This is a genomic window from Glycomyces amatae (assembly GCF_020991375.1).
GTDB lineage: Bacteria > Actinomycetota > Actinomycetes > Mycobacteriales > Micromonosporaceae > Glycomyces > Glycomyces amatae.
The window spans coordinates 102614-118832 of sequence record NZ_JAJLQZ010000004.1 but is presented as its reverse complement, the minus strand read 5'-3'; the positions used below and the strand labels follow the sequence as shown (position 1 = coordinate 118832).

15 protein-coding genes are annotated in these 16219 nt (G+C 74.0%); 5 read left to right on the top strand and 10 right to left on the bottom strand.

Annotation, left to right across the window (positions count from 1 at the left end; genetic code table 11):
* Positions 1–202: 202 nt before the first annotated feature.
* A complete protein-coding gene (locus LO763_RS07815; protein WP_230601410.1) occupies positions 203–1105 on the top strand; it encodes an iron-sulfur binding domain-containing protein in 903 nt (300 codons plus the stop codon).
* A gap of 527 nt (positions 1106–1632) precedes the next feature.
* Here LO763_RS07815 and LO763_RS07810 read toward each other — a convergent pair.
* The 4 genes from LO763_RS07810 to LO763_RS07795 all read right to left on the bottom strand — a co-directional run bounded on the left by LO763_RS07810 (position 1633) and on the right by LO763_RS07795 (position 4742).
* Complete coding sequence (locus LO763_RS07810; RefSeq protein WP_230601409.1) at positions 1633–2499, bottom strand: PrsW family intramembrane metalloprotease; 867 nt, start codon at positions 2497–2499, stop codon at positions 1633–1635.
* The gene (locus LO763_RS07805; protein WP_230601408.1) at positions 2499–3002 is read right to left on the bottom strand and encodes a hypothetical protein; all 504 of its coding nucleotides are present in this window, start codon (positions 3000–3002) and stop codon (positions 2499–2501) included. The genes LO763_RS07810 and LO763_RS07805 overlap by 1 nt, the downstream gene beginning before the upstream one ends.
* Positions 3003–3478: 476 nt before the next feature.
* Complete coding sequence (locus LO763_RS07800) at positions 3479–3700, bottom strand: BldC family transcriptional regulator (protein ID WP_230601407.1); 222 nt, start codon at positions 3698–3700, stop codon at positions 3479–3481.
* Between the two features lie 205 nt (positions 3701–3905).
* Positions 3906–4742 (bottom strand): DUF8083 family protein, encoded by an 837-nt coding sequence (locus LO763_RS07795; protein ID WP_230601406.1) that lies wholly within the window; start codon positions 4740–4742, stop codon positions 3906–3908.
* Between the two features lie 150 nt (positions 4743–4892).
* On the opposite strand from LO763_RS07795, the gene LO763_RS07790 reads away from it, so the two are divergent.
* A complete protein-coding gene (locus LO763_RS07790) occupies positions 4893–5963 on the top strand; it encodes a Glu/Leu/Phe/Val dehydrogenase dimerization domain-containing protein (RefSeq protein WP_230601405.1) in 1071 nt (356 codons plus the stop codon).
* Positions 5964–6261: 298 nt separating this feature from the next.
* Positions 6262–6534 carry a DUF3073 domain-containing protein gene (locus LO763_RS07785; RefSeq protein WP_255671994.1) on the top strand — a complete coding sequence of 91 codons (273 nt, stop codon included), beginning with the start codon at positions 6262–6264 and terminating at the stop codon, positions 6532–6534.
* Between the two features lie 248 nt (positions 6535–6782).
* On the opposite strand, the gene LO763_RS07780 is transcribed toward LO763_RS07785, so the two are convergent.
* Positions 6783–7448: a hypothetical protein gene (locus tag LO763_RS07780; protein WP_230601403.1), complete on the bottom strand. Its 666-nt coding sequence runs from the start codon at positions 7446–7448 to the stop codon at positions 6783–6785.
* Positions 7449–7607: 159 nt separating this feature from the next.
* Here LO763_RS07780 and LO763_RS07775 point away from each other — a divergent pair, with 159 nt between their 5' ends.
* Complete coding sequence (locus LO763_RS07775) at positions 7608–9053, top strand: aldehyde dehydrogenase family protein (protein WP_255671992.1); 1446 nt, start codon at positions 7608–7610, stop codon at positions 9051–9053.
* Positions 9054–9231: 178 nt separating this feature from the next.
* Positions 9232–10173, top strand: coding sequence for a resistance to Congo red protein (locus tag LO763_RS07770; RefSeq protein ID WP_230601401.1), 942 nt, complete (start codon positions 9232–9234; stop codon positions 10171–10173).
* Positions 10174–10234: 61 nt separating this feature from the next.
* On the opposite strand, the gene pstB is transcribed toward LO763_RS07770, so the two are convergent.
* The 5 genes from pstB to LO763_RS07745 all read right to left on the bottom strand — a co-directional run bounded on the left by pstB (position 10235) and on the right by LO763_RS07745 (position 16178).
* Positions 10235–11053, bottom strand: coding sequence for a phosphate ABC transporter ATP-binding protein PstB (gene pstB / locus LO763_RS07765; RefSeq protein ID WP_369431947.1), 819 nt, complete (start codon positions 11051–11053; stop codon positions 10235–10237).
* A gap of 190 nt (positions 11054–11243) precedes the next feature.
* Positions 11244–12095: a DUF6042 family protein gene (locus LO763_RS07760; protein ID WP_230601400.1), complete on the bottom strand. Its 852-nt coding sequence runs from the start codon at positions 12093–12095 to the stop codon at positions 11244–11246.
* Positions 12096–12445: 350 nt separating this feature from the next.
* The gene (locus LO763_RS07755; protein WP_230601399.1) at positions 12446–12643 is read right to left on the bottom strand and encodes a hypothetical protein; all 198 of its coding nucleotides are present in this window, start codon (positions 12641–12643) and stop codon (positions 12446–12448) included.
* 118 nt (positions 12644–12761) lie between these two features.
* Entirely contained in the window at positions 12762–14564 is a 1803-nt protein-coding gene (locus LO763_RS07750) for an NHL domain-containing thioredoxin family protein (RefSeq protein ID WP_230601398.1), read from the bottom strand.
* Positions 14565–14783: 219 nt separating this feature from the next.
* On the bottom strand, positions 14784–16178 hold the full coding sequence (locus LO763_RS07745; RefSeq protein WP_230601397.1) for a hypothetical protein: 1395 nt from the start codon (positions 16176–16178) through the stop codon (positions 14784–14786).
* Between the last annotated feature and the right edge of the window lie 41 nt (positions 16179–16219).

Here is a 16219-nt window from a genome sequence, read left to right as displayed (position 1 = left end):
GCAGGACCCGCAGAGAAGTGCGCCTTCCTCGCGTCGACCGCCGCCCACCGAAATGTCGGAGCCCCGTGGCAGGGTTGTCGAACCGGGGGCCCAGCGATCCGCCGTCCGCTTCGCGCTGCCCTCGACCCGATCCGCAAGCGCTCGCCGCACACCGGCGGGGCCCTCCCCGCCGGCCGTCCGGCCCCGCGCCCACAATGAGAGGATGCGCGCCGTGGAAACACCCGAGGCCCTCCCCTCGCCCGACCTGCTCGCCGAACGGCTCCTCCCCTGGTTCGACGCGCACAACCGCACCGAGCTCCCCTGGCGCCGCCCCGGCACCACCGCCTGGGGCGTGCTCGTCTCCGAGGTCATGAGCCAGCAGACCCAGGTCGCCCGCGTCGCCCCCGTCTGGGAGGCCTGGATGGCGCGCTGGCCCGAACCCGCCGACCTCGCCGCCGCACCCGCCGCCGACGTCCTGCGCGAATGGGGCCGCATGGGCTACCCGCGGCGGGCCCTGCGCCTCCAGGAGTGCGCGCGGATCGTCGCGACCGACCACGGCGGCGTCGTCCCCTCCGACCCCGCCGAGCTCGAGCGCCTGCCCGGCATCGGCGTCTACACGGCCGCCGCGGTCGCGGTCTTCCACTACGGCGGGCGGCACGCGGTCGTGGACACGAACGTCCGCCGCGTCGTGGCCCGCTTCGGCGGGCGCAGCGACGCCGGCACCGCCACGACCAGGGCCGACCTGGCCGCCGCCGAGGCGCTCCTGCCGCCGGACGCGCCGACCGCCGCCCGCCTGTCCCTGGCGCTCATGGAGCTCGGGGCGCTGGTGTGCACCGCCCGCAAGCCCGAGTGCGGGACCTGCCCGGTGAGCGACGCGTGCGGGTTCTCCGGCCAGGAGGTCCCGGCCGGGCCCAGCCGCAAGCGCCAGCGGTACAAAGGCACCAACCGGCATGTGCGCGGCGAGGTGATGGCGCTGCTCAGGGACGCCGACGGCCCCGTCGAGCGGGACCGGGTCGACGCGGTGTGGCCGGACGCGAGGATGCTCGGCGAGGCCGTCGCGCAGCTCATCGCCGAAGGCCTGGTCGAGACCGACGAAGCCGGGCGATTCGAACTGCCGAGTCGGTGACAAACCCATCGGCCGCTGGTAGCGTCTGAATTGAGAGAACTTCACGATGCTCGGTCGGCGCCGATACCGAAAATCGGCGGCCCTGGGTCGAACCTCACTGGTCACCAAGTGAGGCACCGGACGGACTCCAGAGTCCGACTCACCACCGGTGCCAGGGCCGAATCGCCTACCGCAGGGCCGCCCCGAGCGGCCGGCCAGGAACACGACGACGCGGCTCGCGCCAACCACCGTCGCGTCGACCGCGGACCGGACGCACGACAAGGGGCCCAGGCGGGAGCGGACGCCTCACGGCGGTCGCAACCGGGCAACTGCAATGCCGCCGGGGTGCCGCGCGCTCAGACCCGGGCGGCATTGCTACGCGTTCCCCGACCACCCCGGAAGGCCCGCCGAGAAGCGGGCCTTCCTCGCGTCTGCCGCCGCCCGCCGAAATGTCGGACCCCCGTGCCAGGGTTGTCGAACGGGGGGCCCGCCGTTCCGGGTTTCGCTTCGCGCTGCCCTCGTCTTGGTCCGGCTCCCGCCCGGGCCGTTCAGGCCGCCTCGAGCGGCCGCCCCACCGGGTCCTCCTCGCGTTTGGCCCAGCGGACCAGCCACCACACGATGAGCACCGCGGGCAGGCCCTTCACCATCACCCCGGCGAGCACCGCCGCGGCGCCCAGCCCGAGGCCGTCACGCAGCAGCGGCGAGTTCCACAGCGCGTGCAGGGCGATCACCGCCGCCAGCGATCCGGCCGCCGCCCACACCGAGCGGCGCGTCCGCCGCGTCGCCGCGTACGCGACCCCCGCGCCCACGATCGCCGTGAAGATCGCGTGGCTCCACAGCCCGGCGAGCACCCCGCGCACGATGAACACCGCGACCACCGGCTCCACCACGTCGCCCGCCCGGTTCAGGACCGTGCTCGACATGGCGAAGGCGTAGCCCTCCACGATCTGGAACCCCGCCCCGCAGAACGCGCCCAGCACGATCCCGTCGAGCACGCCGTGGACGCGCCCCCAGGCGACGGCGACCACGAGGACCACCCCGGCCGCCTTGACGACCTCCTCGACCACCGGCGCGGCCAGCACCGGCGCCCACCGCTCGGCCCACGCCGGCCCCCACGCGGTCGCCATGAGCCCGTGCAGGGCCCGCGAGCCGTACAGCGAGGTCATGACCGCCACCGTCGCGCCCCACGCCAGGCCGAGGGCGAGCGCCGGGACCGGCAGCGCGAGCCACGCGGCGAGGCGCCGCCGCATGATCGCGAACGGGACGGCGAAGAGCGAGAACAGGACCAGCGCGGTCGTCCCCGCCCTCGGGTAGGCCAGCGCGACCGGGAGGGTGCTGTGCAGCAGCAGGATCGCGGCCGCGCCGATGAGCAGCGCGGCCGTCCACTGGACGGGGGAGGCGGGGTCGGGCCGCATCAGGCGGCCCCGAAGGACAGCTGGGCGATGAGCGCGTCGATCCTGTCCACAGTGGCGTTGTCGAGCGAGGCGCCGGTGGCCGTGACCTCGGCGCGGATCTCGTCGTGGACGAACGCGCAGGCGAAGCCGGCCCCGGTCTCGGTGACGAAGCTGCGGCCGGCGCCCTCGACGCCGTCGGCGGCGCAGTCGCGCGGCTCGGTGAGCCGGACGCCGGGCTGGACCTCCAGGAGGCGCGCCATCTCGTCGGCCAGGTACTCGGCGTCGAAGTCGTACGGCCCGGCCACGGCGATGTCGACCTCGGCGTCGCCCACGAGGAACGCGGCCCTGCCGGACTCGGGCTGGTAGTAGCCGGGGCGCATGCGGACCTCGTCGGGGGCGGTGACGGTGACGCCTTCGAGGACGAAGGTGTCGCCGCCGACGTCGACCGTGGGGGAGACGGCCTTGTTGATCAGGGGCACGGCGAGGGCGAAGGCGAGGACCACCGCGGCGACGGCGGTGGCCACGGCGAGGCTCCTCCTGCGCGACACGCCTCAAGCGTGGCACGTGCTCCCCGGCGGCGCATCGGGAATGCGCGCCTGGGGACCGGGACGGGGCCGCCGGGGCGCGGTCGCCGGGAGCCGCGGTCGCCGGACCGCGGTGAGGGCGGCGTGAAGCGAGACCCGGAACGGCGGGCCCCCTGTTCGACAACCCCGGCACAGGGGTCCGACATCGCCGCGGACACGAGAAAGACCCGCCTTGCAGCGGGTCTTCAAGGTCGGGGCCGGAGCACCGGTGGGCGTTCGGGGGCGCGGGCCCTGAGGGAGGGCCCGCTGCCTCGTCGTCGCAGGGCCCGCGGCGCCGACATCCGCGGTTCCCATGGGCGGTGCGGCCGGAAGGGTGGTCCGGCCTCGGTTCCTCGCGCCGCCGCCGCGCTGGGGCGGTGGCGACGCCGTCGTGTCACTGCTGCGTCGGCGCCTGGTCGGGGGCGCCTGCGCCGCGGCTACTCCGCGGCGACGCGCTGGGCCGGGATCTCGCCGTTGATGAGGGCGCGGATCTCGGACTCGCGGTAGCGGCGGTGGCCGCCGAGGGTCCGGATCGCCGAGATCTTCCCGGCCTTCGCCCAGCGGGTGACCGTCTTGGGGTCGACGCGGAACATCGCGGCGACCTCGGACGGGGTGAGCAGGGCTTCGGACTCCACCGGAAGGTTCAGCTCTGTCGTCATCGTTCTTCTCCTCCACAGACGGGCTGCGAATCACCGGCGCCGAGCCTTGATTCGTTCCTTCTGCAATCGTCCGGCCTGTCGTAGATGTCCGACATAGGCCGAACGGCCGATTTTGCTTGGACTTTCCGCTCGGTTCACTCAGCCGAGTGATCAGTCCACAAGCGAACTACCTGGCAGCGGGCTTGCGAAGGGATCCGAAGAGTGCTCAGTTCAGCCGTTCGGCGAGACGATGATCACGCCATCGGTCGACAAGGCGCGCATAGCACTCCTGCGCGTCCTCCGGCTCGGAGGCGCCCAGGTGGTCCAGGGCCTGCCAGGTCAGGTCGACCGAGTCCTCGTCCCGCAGCTCCGCGGCGTCCATCCTGGAGACCAGGCCGCCGTAGTCGAGCTCGACCACCGAGTCGCGGTGGAACCCGTCGAGCCACCGCCCCGTCTCCGCGAGGGCCTCGCCCAGGTCGGCGCCCTCCCCGAACTCGGCCCGCACCAGGTTGCGGGCCACCACGAGGCCGGTGCGGGACTTGGCGATCGGCGTCCGGTACCGCAGCTGCGCGTGGCCGGGCTGGATCACCAGCTCGCGGTCCTCGGGCCGCACGCACGCGAACCAGCGCAGCGGCACCGACCAGGACGCGACGTGCTCGTGCGCGTCCGCGGGGGCGTCGTGGCGGTCGGCCCCGTCGTCGAGCGCGACCACCTCGGCGGCCGAGGCCAGGAACTCCGGCGGGAACAGCGCCTCGGCGACCGCCTCGGGCGTCAGGCGCTTCACCTCGAGCGCGGAGGCGGCGATCCGGTAGCGCAGGTTCCAGGGGCATACGAGAGGATCGGCCTCGCGGCCCCGGTCGATGACGTACGCGTCCCGCCCGAACGCGGGGACGCCGCGCCAGGGCCAGCCGATGCGCTCGTACAGCGCCTCGCGGCGCAGGCGCGGGCCCTCGAGGGCGTCGACCGCGCGTCCCGAAGCGGCGTACGCGCGCCAGTAGTCGGCGTCGACGAAGGCGCCCGCCGGCTCGTAGACGCGCAGATAGGACGCGTTCGGTGCGTACACGAGGCAGATACTTCCATAGTCATATGCTGGGGGCGTAGGCATACCCGCGCTACGAGAGTGAGTCGGCCGAGACCCGGCCGCCCCCGGGGCGGGGCCTCGCGGCGCCCCGCGCCCGGGCCCGACCCCTGAAGAAGAACTGGAGACCAAGCCATGAGCATCTTCGACGCCAGCGGCCACGAGCAGGTCGTGTTCTGCCACGACCCCGAGTCGGGACTGCGGGCGATCATCGCGATCTACTCCACCGCGCTCGGCCCGGCCCTGGGCGGCACCCGCTTCTACCCCTACGCGTCCGAGGAGGAGGCCCTCACCGACGTGCTGCACCTGTCGGAGGGGATGGCCTACAAGAACGCGATCGCGGGGCTCGACCACGGCGGCGGCAAGGCCGTCATCTGGGGCGACCCGGGCGTCGACAAGAGCGAGGCGCTCCTGCGGGCCTACGGCCGCTTCGTCGAGTCGCTGGGCGGGCGCTACGTGACCGCGTGCGACGTCGGCACCTACGTCGAGGACATGGACCACATCGCCCGCGAGACCCGCCACGTGAGCGGGCGCAGCCCCGAGGCCGGGGGCGCCGGCGACTCCTCGATCCTCACCGCGTTCGGCGTGTTCCAGGCGATGCGCGCGGCCGCGCAGCACCGCTGGGGCGCGGTCGACCTCACCGGGCGGACGGTGGGCGTGGCCGGGCTCGGGAAGGTCGGGCGCCACCTCGTCCCGCACCTGCTCGAGGCCGGCGCCGAGGTCGTCGCCTGCGACGTGGACCCGGCGGCGCTCGCCTGGACCGCCGAGCACTTCCCGCGGGTGCGCCTGGTCGCCGACGCCGAGGAGCTGGTCGCCTCCGGCGTGCACGTGTACGCGCCGTGCGCGCTCGGCGGGGTCCTCAATGAGCGGTCGCTGAAGACCCTCGACGCCGAGATCGTCTGCGGGGCCGCGAACAACCAGCTGGCCGAGCCGGGCATCGCCGACGAGCTCGAGCGGGCCGGCGTCCTCTACTGCCCCGACTACGTGGTGAACTCCGGCGGGGTCATCCAGGTCGCCGACGAGTACGACGGGGCGTTCGACTTCAAGCGGGCCGAGCGCCGCACCACCGGGATCTTCGCGACCACGGCGCGGATCCTGGAGCGCGCCAAGGGCGAGGGCACGACCCCCGTCGCTGCCGCGGACGCGCTCGCCGAGGAGCGGATGGCGGCCGTGGGTCGCCTCCAGCGGCTGCGCGTGTTCCGCTAGGCGGTCCCCGCTTCGGGCCCGGTCTGCCGCGGCGGCCGCCGCGGGGGCCGGGTCCCGCATGCCGGGAGGGGCGCTACGTGGCCTTACGGCTCCGCATAGTGAGAATGAGTCTCATTTTTCGGGCGGATGTTCGTGCCGATCTGGTGGTCATCGCCGGTAATCTGTGGCATCCAACTCATGGGCCGGGATGCAGTCGGGCGCCGCGAGGTTGTACCGTAGGAGCCACGAAGAGATTGCAAGCATTCCGGGGCGCCTTAACGGCTGCCCCGATGATTTCTGTGCGAGGGGGTCGAGCCATATGGGGCGCGGCCGAGCTAAGGCGAAGCAGACCAAAGTGGCCCGGAAGCTCAAGTACCATGCTCCGAACACCGACCTGCGCGCGCTCGAGCGCGAGCTGGGAAGTGGTCGCGAGGACGTGGACGTCGAGCCCGACACTCCTGAAGAGGAGCCGGACCCGTACGACGCTTACGCCGACGATCGGTACGACGGAGACGAAGACGACCTCCGTGAAGATGACTGGCTCCCGCCGAAGAAGCAGTTAACCGGACGGCCTCGCGGCCCACGGCCGTGAACCGACCCGGCGGGCCCGACCGACCGATACCCGCGATCTCCATATCCAGTGCGAGCAGGCGCCTGCGACGGCGCCTCGGCGACCCCGTATCCGCAACCGCTCCCCCTCGACCGAGGGCGCGCCGCGGGCGCGGCTCTCTGGAGCGAGGACTTCGGACACGGCGCGGACACGACATCCACAACCGACAGCAGTGAAGCGGCGGCGAGACCTCGGTCTCGCCGCCGCTTTCGCCGTCTGCGACAGGTCGTCTACTGCTGCGGCGCCTGCGGCCACGGGTTCTGCTGCGTCTGGGGCGCCTGCTGGGCCTGCGGCGCCTGCGGCTGCGCGGCGGGCTGCTGCCCGGTCGGGTAGGCCGGGGCGGCGGGCGCGGCGGCGGCCGTGCCGGGGACCAGGAGCGCGCCCGCGACGAACAGGGCGTACGCGCCCAGGAGCAGGAGCGCGCCGATCCAGGCCGAGGCGTCCGAGGCGGAGCTGCCGTCCGGCAGCGACAGGAGCTCGTACAGGAACGTCGCCAGGAACACGCCGGCGCCCGCCACGGTCAGCGCCTTCCACAGCGACCGCAGCTTCTCACCGGTGAACAGCGCCAACGCGAACACGACGATGACGGCCGTCAGGACCGAGGGGAAGCCGTACAGGTTCCCCGCCACGTCGCCCTGGAGGTCGGTGCCGTCGCTGGTGCCGGTGATGAGGCCGGACAGGGCCAGGGCGCCCAGGCCGGAGAGGCCGAGGATCGCGGGCATGGACGGCACGCCGAGCTTGTCGAACAGCGACGGGGCCGGCGGGGCGTAGGCCGCGTACTGCTGCTGCGCCTGGTACTGGGCCTGCGGGGAGGCGTACGCCTGCTGGTAGGCCTGCTGTGGCTGGCCGGAAGTGGGCTGCTGCGGATAGCCCGCACCTGATTGCTGTTCACTCATGCCCTCATCATGCCTTGGGCAGGCAAATGAACGCATCCGGGTGGTGAAACCGGTGCGCGGCGCGAGCGGCCGCGGGCCCCTCGGCGCGCCGGGCGGAACGGGAGGATTCGCGGGCCCCAACCGCAGCGGCGCAGGCGCGCGAACCCGTAGGCTGGAGGCATGTCCCAACGTCTCCGTCCCGTTTCGCCCATTTGGGTGGCAGGCCGTCCGCAGCACGGCGAGGAGGAGTTCTTCGTCACCCACCCCTTCGACGGGTCGCCCGTCGGCGCCACCTCCTGGGCCACCTCCGGGCAGGTCGAGGCCGCCGTGGCGGCCGCCGCCGGCGCCGCGCGCGAATGCGCGGGCCTGCCCGCGCACGTGCGGGCCGAGGCGCTCGAGCACGTGCGCCGGCGCCTCGACGAGGAGGCCGAGACGTGCGCCGAGCTCATCACCGCCGAGTCGGGCAAGCCGATCGCGTGGGCCCGCACGGAGGTGCACCGGGCCGTCTCGACGTTCCGGTGGGCCGCCGAGGAGGCCCGCCGCTTCGGCGGCGAGGCGCAGCGCCTGGACACCGACCCGGCCGCCGAGGGCCGCATGGCCCTCATCCGCCGCTTCCCGCGCGGACCGGTCCTGGGCATCGCCCCGTTCAACTTCCCGCTGAACCTCGTGGCGCACAAGGTCGCCCCAGCGATCGCGGCGGGCTGCCCCATCGTGCTCAAGCCCGCCCCGGCCACGCCGCTGTCGGCCCTGCACCTGGGAGCCCTGTTCTCCGAGACCGACCTGCCGCCCGCGATGCTGTCGGTGCTGCCGGTCCCCGACCACCGGGCCGAGCAGCTCGTGGACGACCCGCGGCTGCCCGTCGTCTCCTTCACCGGGTCCGGGCCCGTCGGCAGGCGGATCCTGCGGCGCGTCCCCGACAAGCACGTGACGCTCGAACTGGGCGGCAACGCGGCGGCCCTGGTCGCCGCCGACTACTCCCGGCGCGACTGGGCGGCCGAGCGGATCGCGATGTTCGGCAACTACCAGGCCGGGCAGTCCTGCATCGCGGTGCAGCGGGTCTTCATCGAGGCGCCCGCGTTCGCGGACATGGCCGGGCGCATCGTCGAGCGCGTCAAGGCCCTGCCCTCCGGCGACCCGAACGACCCCTCCTGCAAGGTGGGGCCGCTCATCAGCGAGGCGGCGGCGGCGCGCGTCGCCTCCTGGATCGAGGAGGCCGTCGACGAGGGCGCGAAGGTCCTGTGCGGCGGCGGCCCCCGCTCGGGCGCGCTCGTCGAGCCCACGGTCCTGGCGAACGTCCGCCCCGACGCGAAGGTCCTGCGCGAGGAGGTCTTCGGGCCGGTGCTGGTGCTCGCCAGCGTCGACGGCTTCGAGGAGGGCCTCGACGCGGTCAACGACTCCCGGTACGGCCTCCAGGCCGGCGTGTTCACCGAGAGCCTGCCGCAGGCGATGCTCGCCCACCGCACCCTCGACGTCGGCGGCGTCGTCATCGGCGACGTGCCCTCGTTCCGGGCCGAGCAGATGCCCTACGGCGGCGTCAAGGCCTCCGGCGTCGGACGCGAGGGCGTGCGCTCGGCCATGGACGACTACACGGTCGAGCGCGTCCTGGTCCTGCCCGACACGCTCTGATCCGGGCAGGCGGGCCCAGGGGCCGCGACCGGGCCCGAACCCGCCGGGCGGCGTGTCCCGGCGCACTCGCGACATGCGGCGCACACCGGCCGCGAACACCGCCCTGAGCTGCGATGTCGCTTACGATCGACCGGTCCTGCGGGTGGGCGATGTTGACGCGGCGCTATAGCGTGGCCCTATGACTGTCCCTCCCAACTACGGTCCCTCGCCGGACCAGCCGCAGACGCCCGGCTACGGATACCAGTCGCCCTACGGCGGCGGGCAGACCCCGTACGGGAGCCAGCCGCAGCAGCCGTCCTACGGCGGCGGCCAGCCGTACGGGCAGCCGACCTCGCCCTACGGGGGCGGGCCGGTCCTGCCGCCCGAGCCGCCGGGGCGCAACCTCGGCCTCATCGGCGGCATCGTCGTCGGCGCCACGGTGCTCGTGCTCGGCGCGGTCCTGCTGGTGACGCTGAACCTGCGCGGCGACGGCGAGGACATCGCCGACGGCGGCGAGAAGACCTCGTCGGCAGAGGCCTCGGAGGAGGCGACCTCCCCGCAGGAGGACCCGACCACCGAGGAGGCGGCCGGCTCCGAGGTCGGCCAGTGCCTGCCGTACTCGCCGACCATCGCCGGCGACGGCCTCGCGCTCGTCGACTGCTCGGACGCCACCGCGTTCTGGACCATCACCGCGCAGTCCTACGACGTCGACGCCGAGGTCGACGCCGAAGGCAACCTCGTCGACTCGCAGGTCGCCTACGACCTGTGCGGCGCCGGATGGGGCGCGGTCTACCCCGGCGGCGCCTGGCAGACCTGGCACACCGTGTACTCCTCGGGCGTCCTGGACTCCCTGTACTGCTACGAGGCGACCGGCGCCGCCGACCCGGAGGACCCGGACAAGACGCCGGTCATCCCCGACACCGGCGACTGCTTCGACGACAGCGACTCGTGGTGGACCGTCGACTGCGGCTCGGGCTCGGCCCTCTACGAGGTCCAGAGCACCGTCACCTACGACGACCCGGTCCCGATGAGCAAGGAGGAGCTCGACGCCGAGGGCCTGAGCTGCGGCACCGACTGGTACTTCTCCATCGTCGACTTCGAGGACAACGTGCTGGCGCTGCTGTGCGCCAACGACCTGTAGCCGGGCGGCGGACACGGCGAAGGGGGGCGGCCCGAGGCCGCCCCCCTTCGCCGTGTCCGCGCTAGCCGAAGCGGCCCGTGATGTAGTCCTCGGTGCGCTTGTCCGAGGGGTTGGAGAACAGCCGCTGCGTCTCGTCGAACTCGACGAGGAAGCCGTACCGCTCGCCCGCGTCGTCGATCGCCGCCGAGTAGAACGCGGTCGCGTCCGAGACGCGCGCGGCCTGCTGCATGTTGTGGGTGACGATCACGATCGTGTACTCGCGCACCAGCTCGTTCATGAGCTCCTCGATGCGCGCGGTCGCGATCGGGTCGAGCGCCGAGCACGGCTCGTCCATGAGCAGGACCTCCGGCTGGACCGCGATCGCGCGGGCGATGCACAGGCGCTGCTGCTGGCCGCCCGAGAGCGCCAGGGCGCTCTTCTTGAGGTTGTCCTTCACCTCGTCCCACAGGGCCGCGCCGCGCAGGGCCCGCTCGACCCGGTCGGCCAGGTCGTCCTTCATGCCGTTGATGCGCAGGCCGTAGGCGACGTTGTCGAAGATCGACTTGGGGAACGGGTTGGCCTTCTGGAAGACCATGCCGATGTGGCGGCGCACCGCGATCGGGTCCACGCCCGGGCCGTAGATGTCCTGGCCGTGGTAGGTGACCTCGCCGGTGACCCTCGCGCCGGGGATGAGGTCGTTCATGCGGTTGATCGAGCGCAGCACGGTCGACTTGCCGCAGCCGGAGGGGCCGATCATCGCGGTGATCTGGTTGCGCGCCACCGGCAGGGAGACGCCGCGGACCGCGTGGGCCTTCCCGTAGTGGATGTCGACGCCCTTGAGCTCGATGACCGTCTCGGTCGCGGCCGGCGCGGCCGCGCCCGCGCGGGCCTGGGGGGCGATGCCCGTGAAGGGCGCCTTGGCGCGGGTACCAGTCTCGTTCACGCTCACGCGAACTCCAATCACCGAATGTCAACCGCCGTTAACGTGTCCTGCCCTCATGGAACGCCATCGAGGTGCACGGCAGTGGACGCGGAGGTGAACTGGGGGTGAATGGGGTGCGGGCCCGCTCACGCGGCCCCGTGACCGGCGGTCAGGCGTGCTCGGGCGGCAGCAGCTCGTCGTTCGGGTAGCCGCCGAGCAGGTCGTCGGAGGCGGTGAGCGTGAACTCCTCGGACACCGGCACCGCTCCCAGGTCGACCGACCCGGCGACGTCGCCGTCCTCGGCCAGCTCCATGAGCATCCCGCGGATCACCGGCGCCGGGACGCCCGCGTCCTCGGCGAGCGCGGCCAGGCTCACGGTGACCGTGGCGGACTTGGCGTTGCCCGGCAGCGTGAACTGGCCCTCCTCGTCGAACTCGTAGTCGACCCCGCCGACCCGGCGGATCGCGATCGCCGTCAGCTCCTCGAGGTCGCCGCGCTGGTCGGCGGCCTCCTCGACGGCCTCGACCTTGTCGAACGCGAGCACGTCGAACGGGTTGATGTACAGCTGCGGGGCGACCAGGAGCTTCCCGTCGCGCATCTCGGAGCGGTACAGGCCGAGGGCGAGCAGGAACTCGAGCAGGTCGCGGACGGTGTGCGGGACGGGCAGGCCCGCGCGGCGGCAGTGGGTGGTGAAGGTGTCGATGCGCTCGCTGCGCTCGGCGGTGGCCCGGTCGTACTCCTCGCGGGCCTCCTTCTCGATGACCTCGGGGGAGGCGCCCAGGTGGTGCTCGGAGGCCTCGGCGATCCAGTCGTCGACGTCGCCGGGGTCGCACCAGACCGGCTCGTTCCAGATGTCGTCGTCGGGGAAGGCCTCGGCCCACCAGCCGGCCGGGAACGGGTTCACGGAGGGGACGGTGCGGAACAACTCGATGCTGCACGGCATGATGCGGATCCACGCGGGGTGCATCGGGGCTTGGACGGGGCCGGACTCGTCGCCGAAGGGCCTCTCGAAAGATTCCACCCATCGACGGTATCAGCGCGGGGCGACGCCCCAGCGCCGCTGTGCCGCGACTTCGCTGTCAGCGTAGCGGTGCGGGGAAGGCCGTCCCGGCGCCGGTGATGCCGGGAATCGCTCAGTGCCCGTTGAGTGCCCGATCGACGGCCCGCCCGCCCGGGTCGAGGACCCGGTGCGCGGCGCGGGCCGGCCCCGGGACGGCCGTCGCGCGTCGGGGCTCGCCGGCCCCGCCGCGGGCCGCTCGCGCCTCCGGGGTGGAGGCGGGGCGCCGCCGGGCGGGGGGACGCGCCCCTCGCGTGGGGGCCGACGTTACTCCGATGAGGACGGCCGGGGCTCGGCTGTCCGGCCGGGTTCGGCTAGCCGTTCAGCCGGATACCGGTGAGGTCCGGTTCGAACGCGGCGAGGCCGGCCGCGGCGTCGGGGGTGAGGTACTCGAGGGTGCGGACCTGCTGCTCCAGCAGCCTGCCGACGGTGACGATCTGGTCGGCGGCGTTGAGCACCAGCCAGTGCTCGTAGTCCGCGTAGCGTCCTTCGACCTGCGCCTCTGGGGTCACAACGGGTCCTCCCTGTATGCCGTGCTTCGGAATGCGGTCTGCTCGGGACAACGTAATGCGCGGCGGGCGCGGCGCCGATCCGTGACACGCGCCCGGCGGGTGAAATAGCCGGGCCGGTTCAGGACCGCAGCACCAGCCGCAGCGTCCGCGCCCCGTCCTCGGCGACCTCGACCGGTACGCCCCAGTCCTGGCGGGTGAGGTGGCACGCCGGGTGCTCGGCCTCGGCGTCGCAGGTCGCGGCCTGGGCCACCACCTGGAGGACGCCGCGGTCGATCCCGTCCGCGAGGACGAGGCCGCGGCCGAGCTCCTCGCCCGCGCCCGCGCCCTCGGCGAGGAGCTGGGGCGGGTCGGCGGCGACGGCGACCCGGATCGGCGAGCCGTACGTGTGGTCGAGCTTCTGGCCCGCGGCCGGCTCGAAGAGCACTTCGAGGCGCAGCGGGCCCGGCGCGACCTTGGTGCGCTTGCGGGCGACCCGGTGGTGCCGCCCGCCGACGGCGGCCTCGTCCAGGTCGGGGGCGGTCAGGCGGTGCGCGGCGGACTCGACCACGTGCACGCGGCCGCCCAGGACGACGACGTCGCTGGGTTCGGCCAGGCCCGACGCCAGGGTGGCGACGCGCCCGGTCTCCGGGTCGAAGACGCGCAGGGCCCCGTTGTAGGTGTCGGCCACGGCTATCCGCCCGTCGGGGAGGACCGCGAGGCCGAGCGGGTGCTGCATGAGCGCCTCGGCGGCGGGGCCGTCGACGTGGCCGAAGTCGAACAGGCCCTGGCCGACGGCGGTGCGCATCTCGCCGCCCTCGACCCAGCGGAGCGCGGAGGTCTCCGCGTCGACCAGCCACAGGCGCTCGCCGCCGTTCGCGGCGGGGCCGACGGCGAGGCCGGAGGGCTGGGCCATCCAGACCTGGTCGAGGGGGCCGTCCTTGAGGCTCTCGACGGTGGTCCCGGCGTAGGGGCCCGCGGTCGCCGCGACCGGGTCGAAGGACCACAGCTGGTGGATGCCGGCCATGGCGACGACGACGCGGTCCTCGAACCAGGCGAGGTCCCAGGGCGAGGAGAGGTCGACGTCGAGGGCCGCGTCCGAGCCGCGGTCCATGCGCCACTGCCGCCCGGTCCCGGCGACGGTGACGGCGGTGCCGGCGGCGAGGTCGACGCCGCGCAGGAGGTGGCCCGCGGTGTCGGCGACGACGACGTCGTAGCCGACCGCCGCGGCGACCGCCTCGGGGAGCAGGACGAGGCCCTGGGGTTCGTTGAAGCGCGGCTCGGGGCCGTCGGTGCGACCGCGCTCGCCGGTGCCGATGACGGCGGTGACGGTGGCCAGGTCGGGGGCGAGGCGGACCAGGCGGTGGCGGGCCGAGTCGGTGACGAGGACGTCGCCGCCGGGCAGCTCGACGGCCTTGCCGGGGAAGCGGAGGAGGGTCTCGGCGGGCGGTACGGCCACGTAGGGGCTGCCCTCGGGGTCGATGGTCCCGCGGGCGGCGTGGGTCGCCACGAGGTCGCCGATCACGGCGTCGAGGGCCTCGAGGTGGCCCTCGCCGGCCATCGTGGACACGACGTAGCCCTCGGGGTCGATGACGGCGAGGGTGGGCCAGGCCCGGGCGGCGTAGGCGTCCCAGGTCTTGAGGTCGGGGTCGTCGAGCACGGGGTGCTCGACGCCGTAGCGCTCGACGGCCGCGGCGAGAGCCCGGGGGTCGCGCTCGTGCTCGAACTTCGGGGAGTGGACGCCGACGATGACGAGTGCGTCGCCGTACTTGGCCTCGAGGGGGCGCAGCTCGTCGAGGACGTGGAGGCAGTTGATGCAGCAGAAGGTCCAGAAGTCGAGGACGACGACCTTGCCGCGCAGGCTCGCGAGGTCGAGCCGCCGGTCGCCGGTGTTGAGCCAGCCGCGGCCGGTGAGCGGGGCCGCGCGCACGCGAGACTGTGCCATCGGGCGAGCCTAGCCCGGACCCGAGGTCAGGGGCGGCGCGGCGGGCTCGGAGGAGACGAGCGCGACCCCCGTTTCCGAGGAGGTCTCGCATAGTGGTCCGGGGCCGACGGCGCGTGTCCGTCGGCCCCGGGAGGCATGTCGTACCTTGGGTATATTTTTGAGCCAGGGGTCCCTTAAGGCCGGATATATCGTGATTTATCAGCCTTTGAGGGGGTTCGACTACTCCTCGGAGGGGGACTCGGCGGCGTCCTCGCCGCCCTCGCCCTCGTCGGGGGCGCCGAGGAGGCTCAGGCAGTAGACGTCCTCGCCGACGGTGAGGGTCTCGCGGCCCGCGTCGGCGCACTCCTGGCCGTCGCCGACCTGCTGCACGATCTCGTAGTCCTCGCCGTCCTTGGCGTCGGCGCAGTCGATCGCCTCGGCCTGGTCGCCGCTGGTGTGGCGGACGCAGCCGCCCTCCTCGAACTTCGGCGCGGCGAACAGCAGGAAGTAGACGCCCACGGCCGCGGCGATCACGACCAGGGCCGCCACGCCCGCCAGGATCGGCACGAGCGCCTTCTTGCGGCCGCCGCCCGAGGCGCCGGGGGCCGGCTGGGGCGGGTACTGGCCGGGCGGGACCGAGCCGGGCGGCATGCCCGGCTGCGTGTACTGCGGCGCCATCTGCGGCTGCGACTGGCCCGGCTGCGCGGACGGCGCGTAGGCCGAGGCCGGCGCGGGCGGCGGCTCGCTGTGCGGGTTGTGCGGGCCGATGATGAGCTTCTGGGTGTCGTCCGACTGGGCCGGCTGCTGCGGCGCGCCCTGCGGCGGCTGGTAGGCCGAGGCGGGCGGCGCGTACGGCGCGGCGGGCGGGGGCGGCGGCGCCGCGGCCGGGTTCACGGGCTGCTGCTGGTTCGCGAGCGGGTTCGGCGGCGGCGAGGGCCAGGCCGAGGCCGGCGAGGGGGCCGGGGCCGGGGGCTGGTCGCCGTGGGGCGGCGGCGCGTTGAAGCCCGAGACGCCCTGGGGCGGGAGGACCTCGGTGCGCTCCTCGGCCACGTCGGGAGCGGGCGGCGCGGCGGGCGGGGACGAGGGGCCCAGGCGCAGGATCTGCGTGCCGTCCTCGTCGAACTGCGGGCCCGGCGGGGACGCCTGCGGCGCGGCGGGGGCCTCGGGAGCGGCGGGCGCGACCTGCTCGGGCGCGGCGTCCGCGGCGGGGGCGACCGGGATCTCGATCTCGTTGGCCGCGGTGGTCGGCAGGGACTGGGTGGCGCCCTCCTCGACGGCGGGGGCCGGCGGGGCCTCGGGCGCGCCGTCGGCCATGGGCGCCGGGGGGACGTCGGGGGCCGCGGCGGCCGGGACCGACTCGGTCGCGCCCTCGTCCGCGGCGGGTGCCTCGGGCTCGGCGGGAGCGGCCGGCGCCTCGGGTTCGGGAGCGGTCGCCGCGGGGGCCTCCGGGTCCTCGGCCGGGGCGGCCTCGGGCGCGCGCTCGTCCGCGGGCGCGGTCGAGGGGGCGCTGTCGTCGGCAGCGTCGGGGCTCGCCGGTTCGGGGGCGGGACTCGGGGCCTCGGCGGCGTCGGTCTCGGCGGCCCGGTCGTCGGGGTTCTCGCCCTTGGCTGGCGTGTTGCCTTGCTCGGAGGTCACGGCTGCTCCTCAATGCTGCTTTCCGGCCTGGCGTCTTGGGG